The following is a 16855-nucleotide window of genomic DNA, read 5'->3' on the forward strand; positions in this document are numbered from 1 at the left end:
TCATCAGAAATTCAAGGGTTTAGCAGCTCATGCACGGTGGTGCAGAAGTCTTGCACATCATTGGGCTTGTGGATCAGCGCCTTGGCACCTGCGGCAATGGCGGCCTGCTCAATTTCGGCGGTGACATAGCCCGATGCCAGTGCAATCGGCAACTGAGGGTTGATCTGCAGCGCCTGCTTGAGCAGGTCTACGCCGCTGAAACCGGGCATGTTGTAGTCGGTCACGATCAGGTCATAACGACTGGGCGCGCCCTGCAGCGCTTCCATGGCCTCGTGCGGATCGGTAAAGCCCGAGACCTGATAGCCCCGGCGGCGCAGCAGGCGCTGAAAGAGAAAGACCAGCGCTTGATCGTCATCCACATACATCACATGGCGGGAGCCGCTGGGCTCGGGCGGCTCGGCAGGCAGGGCCACCGGTTTGGCGGCGATGGGTTCAGCGAAATCAGCGTCGTGCGTGTCGCTCAAGGGGAAGTACAGCGTAAAGCAGCTGCCCTGGCCCAGCTCACTGTGCACATCGACGGCGCCGCCATGCGTACGCATCACGCCATGCACCACCGACAGGCCCAGCCCCGTGCCCTGACCGACGGGCTTGGTCGTGAAAAATGGCTCGAAGATGCGCCGCTGGGTGACGGCATCCATGCCGGGGCCGGAATCTTGCACGATGAAGGCTAGGTATTCGGCCACGGGCAGGCCCAGACGTTCGCATTGATAACTGTCTGGCGCAATGCGCATGGCCTGCATCTGGATGATGCCGCGCTGGTTGCCAATCGCCTGCATGGCGTTGTTGCACAGGTTGAAAAGGGCTTGCTCCACCTGCGTGGGGTCGGCCATCAAAGGTGGCAGATCGTTGGATTCAAGCAGTTGCAGTCCGATGAAGGGCGGCAAGGTCACGCGCAGCAGGCGGGCCGTGTCGGACATGACTTCCTGCACCTGAACGGGGCGGCGCTCGGGTTTGTCGTTGCGGCTGAAGGTCAAAATCTGGCGCACCAGATCGCGGGCGCGGCGACCGGCTTTTTCAATCTCGCGCAGGCTTTCCATGGCGGCGGGGTTGTCCGCGCTGTCGGCCTTGGCCAGTTCCACATTGCCCAGAATGGCGCCCACAATATTGTTGAAGTCGTGGGCAATGCCGCCAGCCATGGTGCCCACCGCCTGCATTTTGTGAGACTCGCGCAGCTGCGTTTCCAGCGCGTTGCGCTGGGCATCCGCGCGTTTGCGGCTGGTCAGGTCGCGCGCAAAAATCGTGGTGGTGTCGCCGCTGCTATGGTGCTCGAAGGAGACGCTGACCTCGACCGGAATCTCGCGCCCGCTGACGGTCATGCCCGTCATTTCCCCCAGCACGGCCTGCGTTGTCAGCGAGGCAAATGCCAGCGCTTGGGTGGCGTCTGGCAGAAAGCGGTCCAGCGGGCTGCCCAGTGCATCCTGCGGAGAGCACAGAAACAGTGCGGCCGCCGTGGGGTTAAAGACGGTGATGCGCTGGCGCTGATCGACGCAGATGATGGCATCCAGCGAGGAGTTGATGACAGACTCCAGCCGCCGCTCGCTGGTGTGCAACTGCTGGTTGCGCTCTTGCAGCGTCTTGCGCTCGGCTAGCAGCGGGCCCTGGTTGACCACGGCGCACAGATACTGCCAAGAGGCCGGCCCGTTTTGCTGGTGCACGGCCACGCCAGAAATATGCAGGTCACCGCAAAGCTCGTACTCGTCGTTGATCTGAAACAGCACCTCATGCACTTCAGCGCGGCCCGTGGCCTTGGCTTGCTCAAACGCCATGGCCACGCGCTGGGCGTCGCTCTCGTGCACAAAGGGTTTGAAGTTGACCAGCAGCCGGTCTTTCTCGGTGGGCTGAAAGGCGCGGTGGGCCATGGCATTGGCCTGTACCACCATGTCGAACTCATCGAGCACCAGCAGGGGCAGCGGAATGCTGGCAAACAGGGTCTCGAAGCGCTCTGAAGCGCTTTCTGCTACCGCCTGGCTGTAGTTGAGCACTTCGTTTTGCAGCTCCAGCTCATGCTGGTAGTTGCGCAGCTCGGCCACTAGCGCCTGCAGTGGGTCTTCATCCTCGGGCACTAGCGGAAGGGTGTCTGCGCTCAAGCCCAAGGGCGCGGCCCCCGGCGACAGCAGGGCATGCAGGGGCAGACCATCGTCAATGGCGGAAGGTGGAGGCGAGAGAGGGCGTTCAGAAGAGCTCATGGGCAGGCACATGGGCGGCAGGTGCCGGTTAGCGAGTAAGTCACCGGCAGTGTAAGCGGGGGCGCTGCTTGCGGCCTGCCAAAAGTCTCTTGGTCCTTGCTCGGACCCAAGCGGTGGCGCATTATTTGCTCATTGATTCATAGCTTGTTGCGCTTGATAGATGAGCGATAGAGGTGTTTTTGACAAAAAAAGCCAGTGCGCTAAAACACACTGGCTTTTGAGCTTCAGCACGCTCTTAACGATCAGTCGTCGTAAGCATCCATGGGCACGCAGCTGCAGAACAGGTTGCGGTCGCCGTAGACGTTGTCCACCCGGCCCACAGGGCTCCAGTACTTGGCACGGCGCAGGGCGGGCATGGGGTAGGCGGCAGTCTCGCGGCTGTAGCTGTGGTTCCACTCGGTGGTCAGCAGAGTCTCGGCCGTGTGCGGTGCGTTTTTGAGCGGGTTGTCGTCCTGGGGCAGCTTGCCCGCTTCGATCTCGGCAATCTCGGCGCGGATGGCAATCATGGCGTCGATAAAGCGGTCCAGCTCGTACAGGTTCTCGCTCTCGGTCGGCTCCACCATCAACGTGTTGGGCACGGGGAAGGACAGCGTGGGCGCGTGAAAGCCGTAGTCAATCAGGCGCTTGGCGACGTCTTCTGCCATCACGCCACAGCTTTCCTTGAACTGGCGCAGGTCCAGAATGCATTCGTGCGCCACATGGCCGTGCTCGCCCGCGTACAGCGTGGGGAAATGCTCTTGCAGGCGCGCGCTGATGTAGTTGGCGTTGAGGATGGCGGTTTCGGTCGCCAGCTTCAAACCCGGCTCGCCCATCATGCGGATGTACATCCAGCTAATGGGTAAAACGGCTGCATTGCCCAAGGGAGCTGCGCTGACTGCTCCTACTTTGCGAGTATCTCCGCCCGTGGCATGGCCGGGCAGAAAGGGCACAAGGTCTTCCACCACGCAGACGGGGCCCACGCCGGGGCCGCCACCGCCGTGGGGAATGCAGAAGGTCTTGTGCAGGTTCAGGTGGCTGACATCGCCGCCAAACTTGCCGGGCGCGGCAAGGCCGACCAGTGCGTTCATGTTGGCACCATCCACATACACGCGGCCGCCGTGGCTGTGCACCAGCTGGCACAGCTCCTTGACCTGCGTCTCAAACACGCCATGCGTGCTCGGGTAGGTGATCATGATGCAGGCCAGGTTGGCGCTGTGCTTTTCGCAATGCACCTTCAGGTCGTCCATGTCCACATTGCCGTTGTCGTCGCACTTGGTGACCACGACTTGAAGGCCCACCATTTGTGCGCTGGCAGGGTTGGTGCCGTGGGCGCTGCTGGGAATCAGGCAGATATTGCGGTGCGCGTCGCCCCTGGATTCGTGGAAGGCCTTGATGGCCAGCAGGCCGGCGTATTCACCTTGCGAGCCTGCATTGGGCTGCAGGCTGATGCCAGCGTAGCCCGTGGCCTGGCACAGCCAGCCGCGCAGCAGCTCGTCCAGTTCCGCATAGCCTTGCAACTGGCTGGCGGGGGCGAACGGGTGGATGTTGGCGAACTCTGGCCAGGTGATGGGGATCATCTCGCTGGTGGCGTTGAGCTTCATGGTGCAACTGCCCAGAGGGATCATGCTGCGGTCCAGCGCCAAGTCCTTATCGCTCAGGCTGCGGATGTAGCGCAGCATGGCGGTTTCAGAATGGTGGGTGTTGAAGACCGGGTGGGTCAGGAAAGCGCTGTTGCGCTGCAGAGCCTCGGGAATGAGCGAGGGCGCACCTTCGTCCATGGCTTCAATCGTGGGCAGGGCTTGGCCGTCTTTGGCGAAGATGCTCCAGATCAGCTCAACATCGGCGCGGGTCGTGGTTTCGTCCAGGCTGATGCACAGATAGTCATTAAAGGCTTTTCGCAGGTTTACGCCCTTGGATACAGCGCGAGAAGCTATGGAATCCGTAGCGGCTTGGGTGTGCAGGCTTAGCGTATCGAAGGCTGTGTCATGGTGGTGGGCGCTGAATCCCAGTTGCGCCAGACCACGGCTCAGAATGGCGGTAAAGCGTGCCACGCGCTGGGCGATACGCTTGAGGCCTTGGGGGCCGTGATAGACGGCGTACATGCTGGCGATGACCGCAGGCAGCACCTGCGCCGTACAGATATTGGACGTGGCTTTTTCGCGGCGAATATGCTGCTCGCGTGTTTGAAGCGCTAGGCGGTAGGCGGGCTTGCCATGCACATCGACGCTGACGCCGACCAGACGGCCGGGCAGCGAGCGCTTGTACTCGTCACGGCAAGCCATGAAGGCGGCGTGCGGGCCACCGGCACCCATGGGCATGCCAAAGCGCTGGCTGTTGCCCACGACAATGTCGGTCCCCCATTCGCCGGGCGGCGTCAGCAGGGTCAGGGCCAGCAGGTCGGTGGCGACGATGGCGGCAGCTTGCTTGGCGTGGATGGCGTCTACATCGGCCTTCCAGTCCACTATCCAGCCGCTGGAGGCCGGGTACTGGATGACGGCGGCAAACAGATCGCCCGCCAGCGCGGCTTCCCATTCCTGCTTGCTGTTGGCCACCAGCACTTCGATGCCAATGGGCTGGGCACGGGTCTGAATGACTTCAATGGTCTGCGGGTGTAGATCACCGGCCAGCACGATGCGGTTGCTTTTGGATTTGACCGAGCGCTTGGCCAGTGTCATCGCCTCGGCAGCGGCCGTGGCTTCGTCCAGCATGGATGCATTGGCAATCGGCATGCCGGTCAGGTCAGTCACCATGGTCTGAAAGTTGACCAGTGCCTCCATGCGGCCTTGCGAGATTTCGGCCTGATACGGCGTGTAGGCCGTGTACCAGGCGGGATTTTCCAGAATATTGCGCAGGATGACGCCCGGCGTGTGTGTGCCGTAGTAGCCCTGACCAATAAAGCTTTTCAGCACCTGATTCTTGCTGGCAATGGCTTTGAGCTCAGCCAGCGCTGCCGCTTCAGTCACAGGCGGGGGCAAGTCCATGGACTTGGGGCGGGCGATGGACGCGGGCACCACGTCGCGAATCAGCGCATTCAGCGTGGGCTTGCCGATGACGTCCAGCATTTTTTGCTGTTCGTCGGTATCCGGGCCGATATGGCGGGGGAGGAACTCGCGGGAGTTTTCCAGCGACTCCAGCGAAGCAACGGGGGCGGGGGGCGACATCAGCATGGGAGGGACCTATTCTCGAAAGCTGTGACTGGCAAGCACCGGCAAGTGGTATCGGACGTTTGCCATAAAAAAACGGCCTTCGCGTTTGCGAAGGCCGTGTGCCAATTAATTGTCCTTGGCGAAGTCGTTGTAAGCGGTTTCTTCCATCAGACCTTCGAGCTCGCTCACATCGCTCATCTTGACCTTGAAGAACCAGCCAGTGTTCAGCGGGTCGCTGTTGGCCAGTGCCGGGTCGTCGCGCAGGGCTTCGTTGACTTCGATGATTTCGCCGGTCACGGGCATGTAGACATCAGCGGCGGCCTTGACGGACTCGACCACGCCAGCGACATCGCCAGCCTTGAAGGTGGAGCCGACTGCGGGCAGGTCCACAAACACCACATCGCCCAGCGCGTCTTGCGCGTGGACGGTGATGCCGACGATGGCGGCATTGGTGTCAGCGACGTTGATCCATTCGTGTTCTTTGGAATACTTGATGCTCATGGAAGGCTCCAGATGGGGGATTCGGGGAATCAGATGTTTGAGAAAGGTCCAGCGCGCACTTTAGCGGCGTTCTGCGCCCTGTTTGGCGAACTGGCCTGACTGTTCTGCGGTGGCAGCCTTAGCCGCGGTAGTAATGGGTAGGCACAAACGGCGTGGCCGCCACCTTCATGCGCACGGGCTTGCCGCGCACCATGGCGAAAATTTCGGTATCAACCGCCGCATAGTCGGGCTGCACATAGGCCAGCGCCACAGGCTGGTTCAGCGTGGGGCTGAGCAGTCCGCTGGTGATGTGGCCGATATGCTGGCCGTCCATGTTCTCCAGTACCGCAGGCTCACGCACAGGAATGCGCTCAAGGGCCACAAGCCCCACACGCTTGCGCTTGAGCTGCTGCGGGTTTTGCAGCTGCGCAAGCACAATGGCCGCGCCGGGAAAGCCGCCTTCGCGTTCACCGCCGGTGCGGCGCACCTTTTGAATGGCCCAGTTCAGCGCGCCTTCCACCGGGGTGGTGGTGGTGTCGATATCGTTGCCGTACAGGCACAGACCCGCTTCCAAACGCAAAGAGTTGCGCGCGCCCAGACCAATGGGCGCGACTTCGGGCTGGGCCAGCAATGCTTCGGCCAGAGCCTCGGCGGCGTTGCTGGGCACGGAAATTTCAAAACCGTCCTCGCCCGTATAGCCGCTGCGCGTGATGTAGAGCGCGTGGCCTTGCCAGTCAAAGTGGTTGCCAGTCATGAAGACCAGATCGCTCACGCCGGGGATCAGGCGAGCCAGCGCAGTGACGGCCTGTGGGCCTTGCAGTGCCAGCAGGCCGCAGTTGGGCAGGGGCACGACTTCGCAGCGCTGGCCTATGTGTTTTTGGATATGTGCAATATCGGCCGCCTTGCAGGCACCGTTGACGATGAGGAACAGGTCGTCGCCCCGGTTGACGAACATCAGGTCGTCCAGAATGCCGCCTTGCTCGTTGAGCAGCAGGCCGTAGCGCTGCTTGTGCAGACCAAGGCCTATGACGTCAACGGGCATCAACAACTCAAGCGCAGCCGCCGCATCAGGGCCGCGCAGCAGCAGCTGACCCATGTGCGAAACATCGAACAGGCCTGCGGCTTTGCGGGTGTGAAGATGCTCGGCCATCAGTCCCTGCGGGTACTGAACCGGCATGGAGTAGCCGGCAAACGGCACCATGCGGGCGCCCAGTCTCTGGTGCAGGGCGAACAGCGGCGTGGTGCGCAGGTCGGAGGAAATATCGGCAACAGTCACAGGCAAGCGCTCCGGTCATTCAAACCAAGATGAGTGGCTATACACGGCGGCTGCCATGCGTAGCGGGCTTGCCCTGCTGTCCGCTTTACCTGAGAGATTCGCCGCCGCAGTGAAGGCTGGCGGTTTGCTCCTTCGGTGGATGCCATCGCCTGGCGCAATTGCGCAGTGCAGCATCTCTCTCCAGCAAGGAACGCTGCCTGCATTCAGCGCGGCAGCGCTTGTCAGTCCTTTTGCCTGAGCGTTTGGGCACCGGGTGGGGTGTCTGCGCCTTCGGCGGTGCGTTGCAGCATGAAGCTGTGAGCACTCTCTCCTGACGATGGCAATTCTAGTGGAACTGCCCGGCCTGCCCTGAATAGTTTCTGGCAGGCTGGGGTTTACGATAGCTCTGGCGCAGGGGCCGTAGTAAATGCGTTTTGCGGCATGCAGGCCCGCCACCAAGGGCTGCAGGCGTGGGGCTGGTTCAGGTCAATACGCTCGCCCATCATGGGTGTGGCGACGGGGATGCCTTGCTGCTGGCCCAGATGCAAAATCTGCTCGAAGGGGTCCCACCACGCGTGCATGGCCAGATTGAAGGTGCCGTTGTGAATCGGCAGCAGCCAGCGGCCCTGAAGGTCCTGATGGGCTTGCAGCGTTTGCTGCGGGTGCATGTGGACATAGGGCCAGTGCTCGTCATAGGCGCCGGTTTCCATCAGCGTTAGATCAAAGGGACCAAAGCGCTGGCCTATCTCTTTAAAACCGTCAAAGTAGCCGCCATCGCCACTGAAGAAAACGCGCAGCGGGGATGGGCTTTGCAAATCTTCAATCACCCACGATGCCCATAGCGTACGGTTTCCGTCGCCAAGCGCACGGCCTGAAAAGTGCTGGGCGGGTGTGGCTGTCATGCGCAGGCCATTGACTTCGCTGCTCTGCCACCAGTCGTGCTGGCGGATTTTGGCGGCGGGAACGCCCCAGTCCATGAGTCGGTCACCCACGCCAAGCGTGCAGAGGAATACGCCCACTTTGGGTGCCAGCGCACGGATGGTGGCACGGTCCAGATGGTCGTAATGATCGTGCGAGAGGATGACGCCGTGCAGCGGGGGCAGTTCATGCAGCGCAACTGGCGGTGCATGAAAACGCTTGGGCCCTGCAAAGGAAAACGGCGATGCGCGTTGAGAGAACACGGGGTCCGTCAGCCACCAGCCGCCGCGCAGCTTAATCAATACGGTGGAGTGGCCTATGCGGTACAGGCTGCGCTCAGGCGCGGCATCCAGCGCGGCGCGGCTGAGTTTTTGCAGGGGAAGGGCGCTGCCGGGCTCGGTGTTGGGGGGCTTGTTGAACAGAAATTTCCACAGCGTTCTGGCATCCGGCTTGGGGCCGTTGGCTGGGCGCGGGTGGACGTTGTGAAAGCGCCCGTCCCGGTTCTGGGGCGATGCCTGATAGTCAGCGATTGGAGATGAAAAGCGAATCAAGTGCAGCGCCTGAAGTCAGTCAGAGTGAATAGTTGAGGCTGGGCTTGTGCACTGCAAGCACAAACTTGCAAGCAGCCGTATCTGAGTGAAAGGTTCGGATTAAGAGCGGCTAACGCTACCCAGCAAACCGGAGGTTTGCGTTTGAGACAAGGCGCGAAGCTGCAGACAGTACAGAAGACAAGGCGAAGCAACGACGTATCAAGGGTTGTGTTGCCGCTCTAAGGCGTATTCGCCATCGGTTCATTGATGGGCGGAAAGATCAACTCATAAGGTTGCTCGAAGCAGGTGGTGACGGGCTGGCCCTGGCGCATGCCGGGCTTGAACTTCCAGCGTGTAAGCGAATTCTGTATGGTTTTCACGATGCGCGGGTCGGTCTTGGCTGGTTTCCAGAGCACGCGGCCCAGCTCGCCTTGAGGAGTGACTTCAAGCAAGAAGGTCACGGTGGTGTGGAGCCCTTTGGGAAACCAGCTGGACTGGATGATCGGGCTTGTCTGGCGGCGCATCTGGGGTTGCTGATCCAGCTGGGACATAGGAACGCATTCTGTGCGTGTCCACTCTGGCCATGATGGCTGGCTCTCCGTGGCTTGCGCGCTCTCCGTATTGCTGGGCTTATCCGGTGCAACCGTGGTGCAGGCACCAAGCACCAAGGTTGCGAGGGTGATGGCGCCGATGGCGGCAGGGCGGGAGAAGTTTGAAACAGGCATGAAAGTATTCTTGCCCAAGTTCCAGAAAATGCCTTTTTTCTCTCAAAAAAATAGCTGCCAGCGCTGATGGATAAAGCGCTGGCAGCTATTTTGGCTTGAAGTTTGGCGTTACTACTCTGCGCTCTTACTCTGCGTTTTTCAATGCGCGCCAGCGGCTGCGTCTGCCCCACCACCGGCCTGTGGGGCAGGGCGCTTGGTGAACCAGATCAGCACGATCAGGCTCAGGAACAGAAAGGACGATGCCAGAAAGATATCGTCCGCCGCGCGGGTGAAGGCCTGCTGGTCAATCAGCCGGTTGATCTGCGCATAGGCCTGCTCTGCACTCATGCCAGCCGCCTGCAATTGCTTGACGGTGATGGCAAACGTGCCCTGGCCTTGCACCAGCAACTCGGTGAGGTGAGCGTGGTGCATGGAGGCCCGGTTTTCCCAGAGGGTCGTGGCAATGGAGGTACCCATGGCGCCCGCCGTAATCCGCACAAAATTGGACAGACCTGCGGCCGCTGGAATGCGATCTGGCGTCAGCCCGCTGAGCGTGATGGTAGTCAGCGGAATGAAGAAGAAGGCCATGGCGCCGCCCTGAATCAGCGTGGGAATCAGGATATGGCCAAAGTCCGTCTCTACGGTGAACTTCGAGCGCATCCACAGCACCAGCGCAAACACCATGAAGGCGGCAGTCGCCATTTTGCGCGGGTCCCACACGGCGACTTTGCGGCCGACGATGGGGGTCAGAATAATCGCCAGTATCCCTACGGGCGCCAGCGCCAGACCGGCTGAGGTGGAGGTGTAACCCATCCACTGCTGCAGCCACAGGGGCAGCAGCACCACGTTGCCGAAGAACAGGCCGTAGGCAATCGACAGCGAAATCGAGCCTGCCGCAAAGTTGCGCCGCTTGAACAGGCGCAGATCGACCACCGGGTGGGCATCGGTCAGCTCCCAGACCACAAACACGGCAAAGGCGACGACGGCAATCACGGCAAAAGCAATGATTTCATTGGAGGCAAACCAGTCCAGCTCCTTGCCCTTGTCCAGCATCAGCTGCAGCGCGGCGACCCAGAGCACCAGCAGGCTCAGGCCCACGGTGTCGATGGGCAGCTTGCGTGTCGGTGTCTCGCGGCTGCGGTATAGGCTCCAGGTCATGACAGCCGAGAGAAGGCCCACGGGCACGTTGATGTAGAAAATCCACGGCCAGGAAATGTTGTCTGTGATCCAGCCGCCCAAAAGCGGCCCTACCACGGGAGCCACCAGCGTGGTCACCCCCCAAAGTGATAGCGCCACCCCCGCCATGGCCGGGGGGTAGCTGGCTAAAAGCAGGGTTTGCGACAGTGGAATCATGGGCCCGGCGACCAGGCCTTGCAGCACGCGGAAGAACACCAGCATCTCTAGCGAGTGGGCAAAGCCGCAGAGCCAGGAGGTCAGCACAAACAGCAGCACGCTCATGGTGAACAGGCGCACGGCGCCAAAGCGCTGCGTGAGCCAGCCGGTCAGCGGCACGGAGATGGCATTGGCCACACCAAAGCTGGTGATGACCCAGGTGCCCTGGCTGGGGCTGACGCCCACATCGCCCGAGATGGCCGGAATGGCCACGTTGGCGATGGAAGAATCCAGCACGTTCATGAAGGTAGCCAGTGACAGGGCCAGCGTACCCAGCACCAGTGGTGCACCCTTGAGAGGCGGAATAGCAGGCATGGCCATGGGGGGCAGCGGCGGTGCCTTGCCGGGGGCAGTGGCTCCGGTGTCCTCGGGGGAGGCGGATGAGGAGGAAGTCATGGCTGATTTCCGCGTCTTATTGGGCAGGCTGCTGCTCTTGCTTGGCGGGCTCGGCATTGGTCGGTGTGGCCGCTGCCGCGGGCTGCGCGGCAGGCAGCTTGCTCAGCGATGTCAGCGCGGGCAGTTTGTCGCCTGAAATGATGTGCTGAATGCGCTCTTCGGCCTGCGCCAGCGTGCCGTCATACACAGCGGTCTGCGCCACGGGCTTGGTGCGCGGAGCGTTGGCCAGCGCCAGGCCATCCTTGTCGCGGATATCGACCTTCACATCCATGGACAGGCCCACGCGCAGGGGGTGCTGCTTGAGGGCTTCGGGCTCCAGGCTCACGCGCACGGGCACGCGTTGCACCACCTTGATCCAGTTGCCAGTGGCGTTCTGCGCGGGCAGCAGCGAGAACGCTGCACCAGTGCCAGCGCCCAGGCCCACGACCTTGCCTTCATAGGGGGTCTTGTCGCCATACACATCGGCGGTCAGCTCCACCTTCTGGCCCATGCGCAGGTCGGCCAGCTGGCTTTCCTTGAAGTTGGCATCGACCCAGAGGTTGTGCAGGTCCACGACCGTCATCATGGGTGCGCCTGCCGCCACACGCTGGCCCAGTTGCACGCCGCGCTTGGCGACATAGCCATCCACGGGCGAGATCAGGCGTGTGCGCTGCAGCGACAGGTAAGCCTCGCGAACCTTGGCGGCGGCGGCCATCACGGCGGGGAAATCTTCTGCCGTCGTGCCCTTGGTCTGAGCTTCAGCCGCAGCCAGCTGGGCCTTGGCGGCGCGCACAGCGGCATCGGCGGCAACCACGGCATTGCTGGCGGCTGTGGCTACGGCCTTGGCGTGGTCAAACTCTTCCTTGCCTACGGCACCGGTGGCTGTCAGGGGGCGGCGACGCTCCACATCGTCGCTGGCCTTGGCTGCATCGGCCTTCAGGCGCATCAGGTCGGCTTCGCGCTGGGCGACTTGTGCGGCCAGCGGGGCGTTGTTGGCATACAAGGTGCGGGTCTGGCGCGCGGTTTGCGACAGCTGGGCTTCGGCCTGCGCCAGCTGCACAAGATAGTCGGCAGGGTCCAGTTGCACTAGCACCTGACCGGCTTTGACGTAATCGGTATCGTCCGCGCCAATGCTGATGACGGTGCCGCCCACCTGAGGCGTGATTTGCACCACATTGCCAGCGACATAGGCGTTGTCTGTGGATTGGTAGTTGCGGGCCACCATCCAGTGCCAGCCGCCCCAGGCAACGGCACCTACGACCACGGCGGCGGCCACGATGGTCAGGCCCTTGCGGCGACCCGTGGGGTTGGCGGTGGGCGAGGCGGAAGCGGGGGCTTGAGGGGCTGCGTTGGGCGCCGTGTTTTGTGGCTTGGTGTTGTCGGTCATGATATTTGGCGCTTTGTTATCTGTATGAGTGGTTTTGCTGCCAGGGCACGCCTTTAAAGGCGGCGCCCAGTGAAAAAGTGATGGGCTCAGTGGCCGCTGACCTGCACGGCCTGCGTGTCGTTGCTCCAGCCGCCACCCAGTGCGGCGGCCAGCGCCACGCGGGTGTCCAGCTCGCGGGCCCGCAGGTCCACGGCGAGGCGGCGCTGAGTGATGAGCTGGGTTTCGGTGTTCAGCACCGTGATCTGGTTGCCAAGTCCGGCGCGGTAGCGCTGCACGGCAAAGTCATACGCGCGCTCGGCTTTGGATAGCGATTCGGTCTGCAGCGATTGCTGGCGCTGTAGCGACTGCACCGAGGCGATGGAGTCCCCGGCCTGCTTGACGGCATCCAGCACCGCGCCGTTGTACTGGGCAATGGCGGTATCCAGATCGGCCTGCTTGCCGCGCAATTGGGCGCGCAGGCGCTTGCCATCAAAAATGGGCAGGCGCAGTGCAGGCGTAATGCCCAGCTGGCGCGAGCTGCCTTGAAACAGGTTGTCGAGCCCCAGCGCGTTCAGGCCCACAAAGGCGGTCAGGTTTACATCGGGGTAAAAGTCGGCCTTCGCGGCATCAATGCCCTGCGTCGCAGCTTCCACGCGCCAGCGCGCGGCCACGACATCGGGGCGGCGGCCCAGCAGGTCTGCACCCAGAGTCTGGGGCACGTTCTGAAGGCGCAGAGCGGCCAGTTGGGGCGACAGCGCGTTTTGTGCATCGGGTGCCTGCGCGCACAGCACGGCAATGGTGCGGCGCGTCAGCGTGATTTGCTCATTGAGCATTTCAATCTGCGTGCGGGCCTCAGGCATGCCGGCCTGTGCCTGCGTCAGTTCGACCTGACTGTCCAGTCCGGCTTTGGTGCGCTGCTCACTCAAACTTAAGAGCGACTGGCGCTGGCCCAGCGTGCGCTCGGCCACTTCTCGCTGTGCAATCAAGCGGGCCAGAGCGACATAGCTGCGGGCCACTTGCGCGGCCAGCTGAGTCGCGGCTGCGGCTGAATCGGCCTTGGCCGCGCGGGCCTGGCCCAGGGCCGATTGCAGCTCTGCCGAGTGCTTGCCAAAAAAGTCAGGCGCCCAGGACAGGCCAGCCTGCACATTGCTGCTGTTGTAGATATTGCCGGCGATGGGTGCGGGAATCATGCCGTTGGCTGTGTAGCGCTGGCGGGTGGCATCCGCACTCAGCGTGCCGCGAATGTCGCTGGCTGTGCTGCTGGCGGTGGCCAAGGCGGCGGCTTTTTCAAAGCGCGCGTTGCTGGCGGCAAGGCTGGGGCTGCCAGTCAGCGCCTGAGTGATGAGCTGGTTGAGCTGGGTATCGCCCAGCCCTGTCCACCACTGGGGGGCGCTGAGTGCTGTGGCGTCTGAGGCGTTGATAGGCGAGGTGCCCGTCAGACCGGTATCTGCCGCTGTGATCTGCGCCAGCGGTGTGTGGGCCGGGCCTTGGGAGGCGCAGCCAGCCAGTGCCATTGCGGCGACCAGGGCCGCGAGCGCGGCGGTGTTGCGTTGAGTGCGTTGGGTCATGAAAAAGTGCCAGTGGTTTTTATTGAAATGGGGCAGTGAGGTCAGTCGTTTCAGGCCTGCTGGGGTGATGCAAGCCCGAGCCGGTTTATTTGATGGGGTCTGGCGGCGCGTGCTGCAGCGCTTCTCGCAGGGCATCTCCATTGGCCAGCATGCGCTGCAGCATGGAGAGCATCAGCGTGCATTCCCCATGGCTGAAGCCGCTGAGGTGGCCGTTGAGCACCTGGGTCAGCACCTTGGGCACCTGTGTGGCCACGCTGCGGCCTTCGTCGGTCAGCACGAGGTGCACCACGCGGCGGTCGGTGGTGGAGCGTTCGCGGCGCAGCAGGCCCTTGGCTTCAATGCGGTCCAGCGCGCGGGTCACAGAGGCCGGGTCCATGCCCAGCGCCTTGGCCAGGTCGCTGCTATTGGTGTCGGCGCACAGCAGCAGTTTGTACAGCGGCAGCCATTGAACATAGGTCAGTCCATGCTCGGCCAGTTGCGCATCGGCTTGTTGCAGGATGGAGCTGAGTACGCGGCGCATCAGAAAGCCAATGCTTTTGTCTGGCGAATAAACGCCAGCTCTGTAGAAAAAGCTGGATTCGTCTTGCGGGTCGATGAGGGTGTCGGATGGGGTTTGCACTTGCACCACCAATATTTGTTTGATCAATGATTGAGTTGGCAATTATTGTGCAAGCGCAAAAAAATGTCAGCAGGATTTTTTGCCTGTGCAGCGTGAGGCAGAGGCTCGGGCAATCTATTTGCTATTGAAATAGAAGCTGCTTGCGCTTGATAGGTAAGTGATTGGTGCTGGTTTTAGTCAAAAAAAAGCCCAGCCATGAACCGGCCGGGCTTGGGTAGGCAAAGGTCAGGGTGCGGGTTACAGCGGCACGCGCAGCACCACGACGATCACCAGGCCGATGGCTAGGTTGAGGGACACTAATTTGCGAATGCTGTCGAGCGCCTTGCCGCCTGCGGGCCAGTCTTTGGCCTGAACGGCAGCATCAAGGCGCTTGAACAGCGCAAAGCGGATGTGGCCGAACACGGCCATCATCACCACGCCGAGAATGCTCATCACAATCCAGCTGACGGGCATATTGAACTGCCCGCCCGCCTTGGCTGCCATGGCATGAATGCTGCCAATCATGCCGATGCCCGAGGCCAGAACCACGACGACCAGTACCAGCACCCAGGTAAAAAAGCGCTGGAGCACGCCGTGCATCAGTTTGACGCGCTCTGGGGGCTGCAGCACTTGCAGGGAGGGGCGCAGAAAGAAATGGGCAAAAAACATGCCGCCTACCCAGATGAGTACGGCCAGAAGGTGCAGAAGTTTGAGCAGAATAAAAAGCATGGACTGTGGGGCTTGAGTGGGAGAACGCTGCAAGCCTAACGGAGATCGTCCTGCCTATGGAACGCAGTGACTGAAAAAGCATGACTCTCAGCGTGTTCAAGGCTGATTAAACTGAGCTTCAACGAACAGAGAACAGGAGCTGTTATGTCAGATCTCGCTACCGTCGTCGCCTTCAAGCAGTCTTCGGGACGTGTTGCACTGCGTACCGGTAATGGCCGCTTTGTGCTGGCCGAGCAGACCGACGCCAGTCCTTTGCGTGAAGGCCTGAGTCTGCAGGGCAATATGAGTGAGTTTGGCCCCGAAGTCTGGAGCGATGAAAGTGGCCAGAACCAGTTTGAAGTCTTTGTACTGGGTTGGGATCTTTCGCAGGAAGCCATTGATCGGGAAATGTGACTTGGAGAGCTAAGGCTTCAAAACGACTGCCACTATCAAAAAAAGAGCTGCCAGCGCTTCATCTATAAGCGCTGGCAGCTCTTCTGTACCGAATCTATAGCTCCCCTCAGATATGCGATGCGCTGACTTCAGGGTTGGGCATGGTGTGCTCAAAGCAGATGTCCGGGTAGTTGTTGCCCGAGACATGGACTTGATCGCGCCCCGCGTGCTTGGCGGCGTATAGCAGGTCATCAGCTTCTTTGAGTGCACTTTCAAGCTGCTTGGCGTTTTCGATGGGAGCAACGCCAAAGCTCATGGTCAGGATGGCATTTTGGGGCAGCACGGAATGGTCGGAGCGAAGCTCAAACCGTATGCGCTGGGCGACCTGCTCGGCCTCTTTCAGGTCAATGCGTGTCAGCAGCAGTACAAATTCTTCACCGCCAAATCGGGCAACCAGGTCAAGGCCGCGCACATTGCGCTGCATGGTGGCAGAGATCAGTTGCAGCACCTCGTCGCCGCGGCTATGGCCCCAGGTATCGTTGATGCGTTTGAAGTGATCAATATCGCCCGCCAGTATGGCCATGGGGTACAGGCGCTTGTCTGCGAGCCGGCAGTGTGCCAGTTCATAAAAAGCCCGGCGATTGAGAATCTGGGTCAATGAATCCTGATCTCGTTCGTTGCGCAACTGGCGAATGGTGGCGCGGATGGCGGTGGCGGCCATCAAGACGGTGAAGAAAATGGCAAAAAACAAAGTACTCATCGCACTACCGAACCAGTAGACCGAGTCTGAAAATTTCTCGAACTCTGAATGGCCCAGCACCGTAATGATCATAGGCCGGGTGATGGTCATCACGGCATATACAAAGGCGCTGGTGAGCAAAACCTTGTCCAGCCAGTCTGGTGAATGCCTGTGCCGCAGTGCTGACAGCACGGGCAGCAGCATGATGAGGCCGATGCCTGCGCTTGAGATATGCACGCGCGCTAAAAGGTTGTCGTTGTAGTAAATGATGTTGATGAGGGTGACCAGGGCGATCGCAAGACTGACACTGGCCTGGGTAGGGACACGCCAGTGGTCAGCCCAGCACTTGGCCATAAACCAGCCGCCCAGCAGATAAAGCGTGCAGCTGATGGCTGCGTAGCGATGCAGCATCTCTGTGGGCGCGGTGCTTTGAAAGGCGAAGGGCAGGGCGGTGAGTGCGTAGGCGCAGCATTGCCAGAGCAGGAAACGTTGCTGGCGCTGAAAAACCCAGCATAGAA

13 protein-coding genes and 2 riboswitches are annotated in these 16855 nt (G+C 61.3%); of the genes, 1 reads left to right on the forward strand and 12 read right to left on the reverse strand.

The window, feature by feature from the left end; all coding sequences use genetic code 11:
- Positions 1–11: 11 nt before the first annotated feature.
- The 11 genes from RSF91_RS16470 to RSF91_RS16520 form a co-directional block, all read right to left on the reverse strand.
- Positions 12–2186, reverse strand: a complete 2175-nt coding sequence (locus RSF91_RS16470) for a PAS domain-containing hybrid sensor histidine kinase/response regulator (protein ID WP_332569442.1) — start codon at positions 2184–2186, stop codon at positions 12–14.
- A gap of 242 nt (positions 2187–2428) precedes the next feature.
- On the reverse strand, positions 2429–5332 hold the full coding sequence (gene gcvP, locus RSF91_RS16475; RefSeq protein WP_332569443.1) for an aminomethyl-transferring glycine dehydrogenase: 2904 nt from the start codon (positions 5330–5332) through the stop codon (positions 2429–2431).
- Between the two features lie 105 nt (positions 5333–5437).
- A complete protein-coding gene (gene gcvH / locus RSF91_RS16480) occupies positions 5438–5812 on the reverse strand; it encodes a glycine cleavage system protein GcvH (RefSeq protein ID WP_169107104.1) in 375 nt (124 codons plus the stop codon).
- Between the two features lie 118 nt (positions 5813–5930).
- On the reverse strand, positions 5931–7067 hold the full coding sequence (gcvT, locus tag RSF91_RS16485) for a glycine cleavage system aminomethyltransferase GcvT (RefSeq protein WP_332569444.1): 1137 nt from the start codon (positions 7065–7067) through the stop codon (positions 5931–5933).
- 66 nt (positions 7068–7133) lie between these two features.
- A riboswitch (glycine riboswitch) is annotated at positions 7134–7261 on the reverse strand.
- A gap of 18 nt (positions 7262–7279) precedes the next feature.
- A riboswitch (glycine riboswitch) is annotated at positions 7280–7390 on the reverse strand.
- Positions 7391–7441: 51 nt separating this feature from the next.
- Complete coding sequence (locus RSF91_RS16490) at positions 7442–8515, reverse strand: MBL fold metallo-hydrolase (protein ID WP_442878876.1); 1074 nt, start codon at positions 8513–8515, stop codon at positions 7442–7444.
- A 218-nt stretch (positions 8516–8733) separates the two neighbouring features.
- A complete protein-coding gene (locus tag RSF91_RS16495) occupies positions 8734–9219 on the reverse strand; it encodes a hypothetical protein (protein ID WP_332569445.1) in 486 nt (161 codons plus the stop codon).
- A gap of 138 nt (positions 9220–9357) precedes the next feature.
- Positions 9358–10986: a DHA2 family efflux MFS transporter permease subunit gene (locus tag RSF91_RS16500; protein WP_332569446.1), complete on the reverse strand. Its 1629-nt coding sequence runs from the start codon at positions 10984–10986 to the stop codon at positions 9358–9360.
- Positions 10987–11002: 16 nt separating this feature from the next.
- A complete protein-coding gene (locus RSF91_RS16505) occupies positions 11003–12352 on the reverse strand; it encodes an HlyD family secretion protein (RefSeq protein ID WP_332569447.1) in 1350 nt (449 codons plus the stop codon).
- An 86-nt stretch (positions 12353–12438) separates the two neighbouring features.
- Positions 12439–13899 (reverse strand): efflux transporter outer membrane subunit, encoded by a 1461-nt coding sequence (locus RSF91_RS16510; RefSeq protein ID WP_332569448.1) that lies wholly within the window; start codon positions 13897–13899, stop codon positions 12439–12441.
- 85 nt (positions 13900–13984) lie between these two features.
- Positions 13985–14518 carry a MarR family winged helix-turn-helix transcriptional regulator gene (locus RSF91_RS16515; protein ID WP_332569449.1) on the reverse strand — a complete coding sequence of 178 codons (534 nt, stop codon included), beginning with the start codon at positions 14516–14518 and terminating at the stop codon, positions 13985–13987.
- Positions 14519–14755: 237 nt separating this feature from the next.
- Entirely contained in the window at positions 14756–15226 is a 471-nt protein-coding gene (locus tag RSF91_RS16520; RefSeq protein WP_332569450.1) for a CopD family protein, read from the reverse strand.
- Positions 15227–15370: 144 nt separating this feature from the next.
- Between RSF91_RS16520 and RSF91_RS16525 the strand changes: the two genes are divergently transcribed.
- A complete protein-coding gene (locus RSF91_RS16525; protein WP_332569451.1) occupies positions 15371–15619 on the forward strand; it encodes a hypothetical protein in 249 nt (82 codons plus the stop codon).
- Between the two features lie 106 nt (positions 15620–15725).
- On the opposite strand, the gene RSF91_RS16530 is transcribed toward RSF91_RS16525, so the two are convergent.
- On the reverse strand, positions 15726–16855 hold a 1130-nt coding region (locus RSF91_RS16530; protein WP_332569452.1), incomplete at its 5' end, for a GGDEF domain-containing protein.

Source organism: Comamonas sp. (assembly GCF_036643215.1).
Taxonomy (GTDB): Bacteria; Pseudomonadota; Gammaproteobacteria; order Burkholderiales; family Burkholderiaceae_C; genus Comamonas.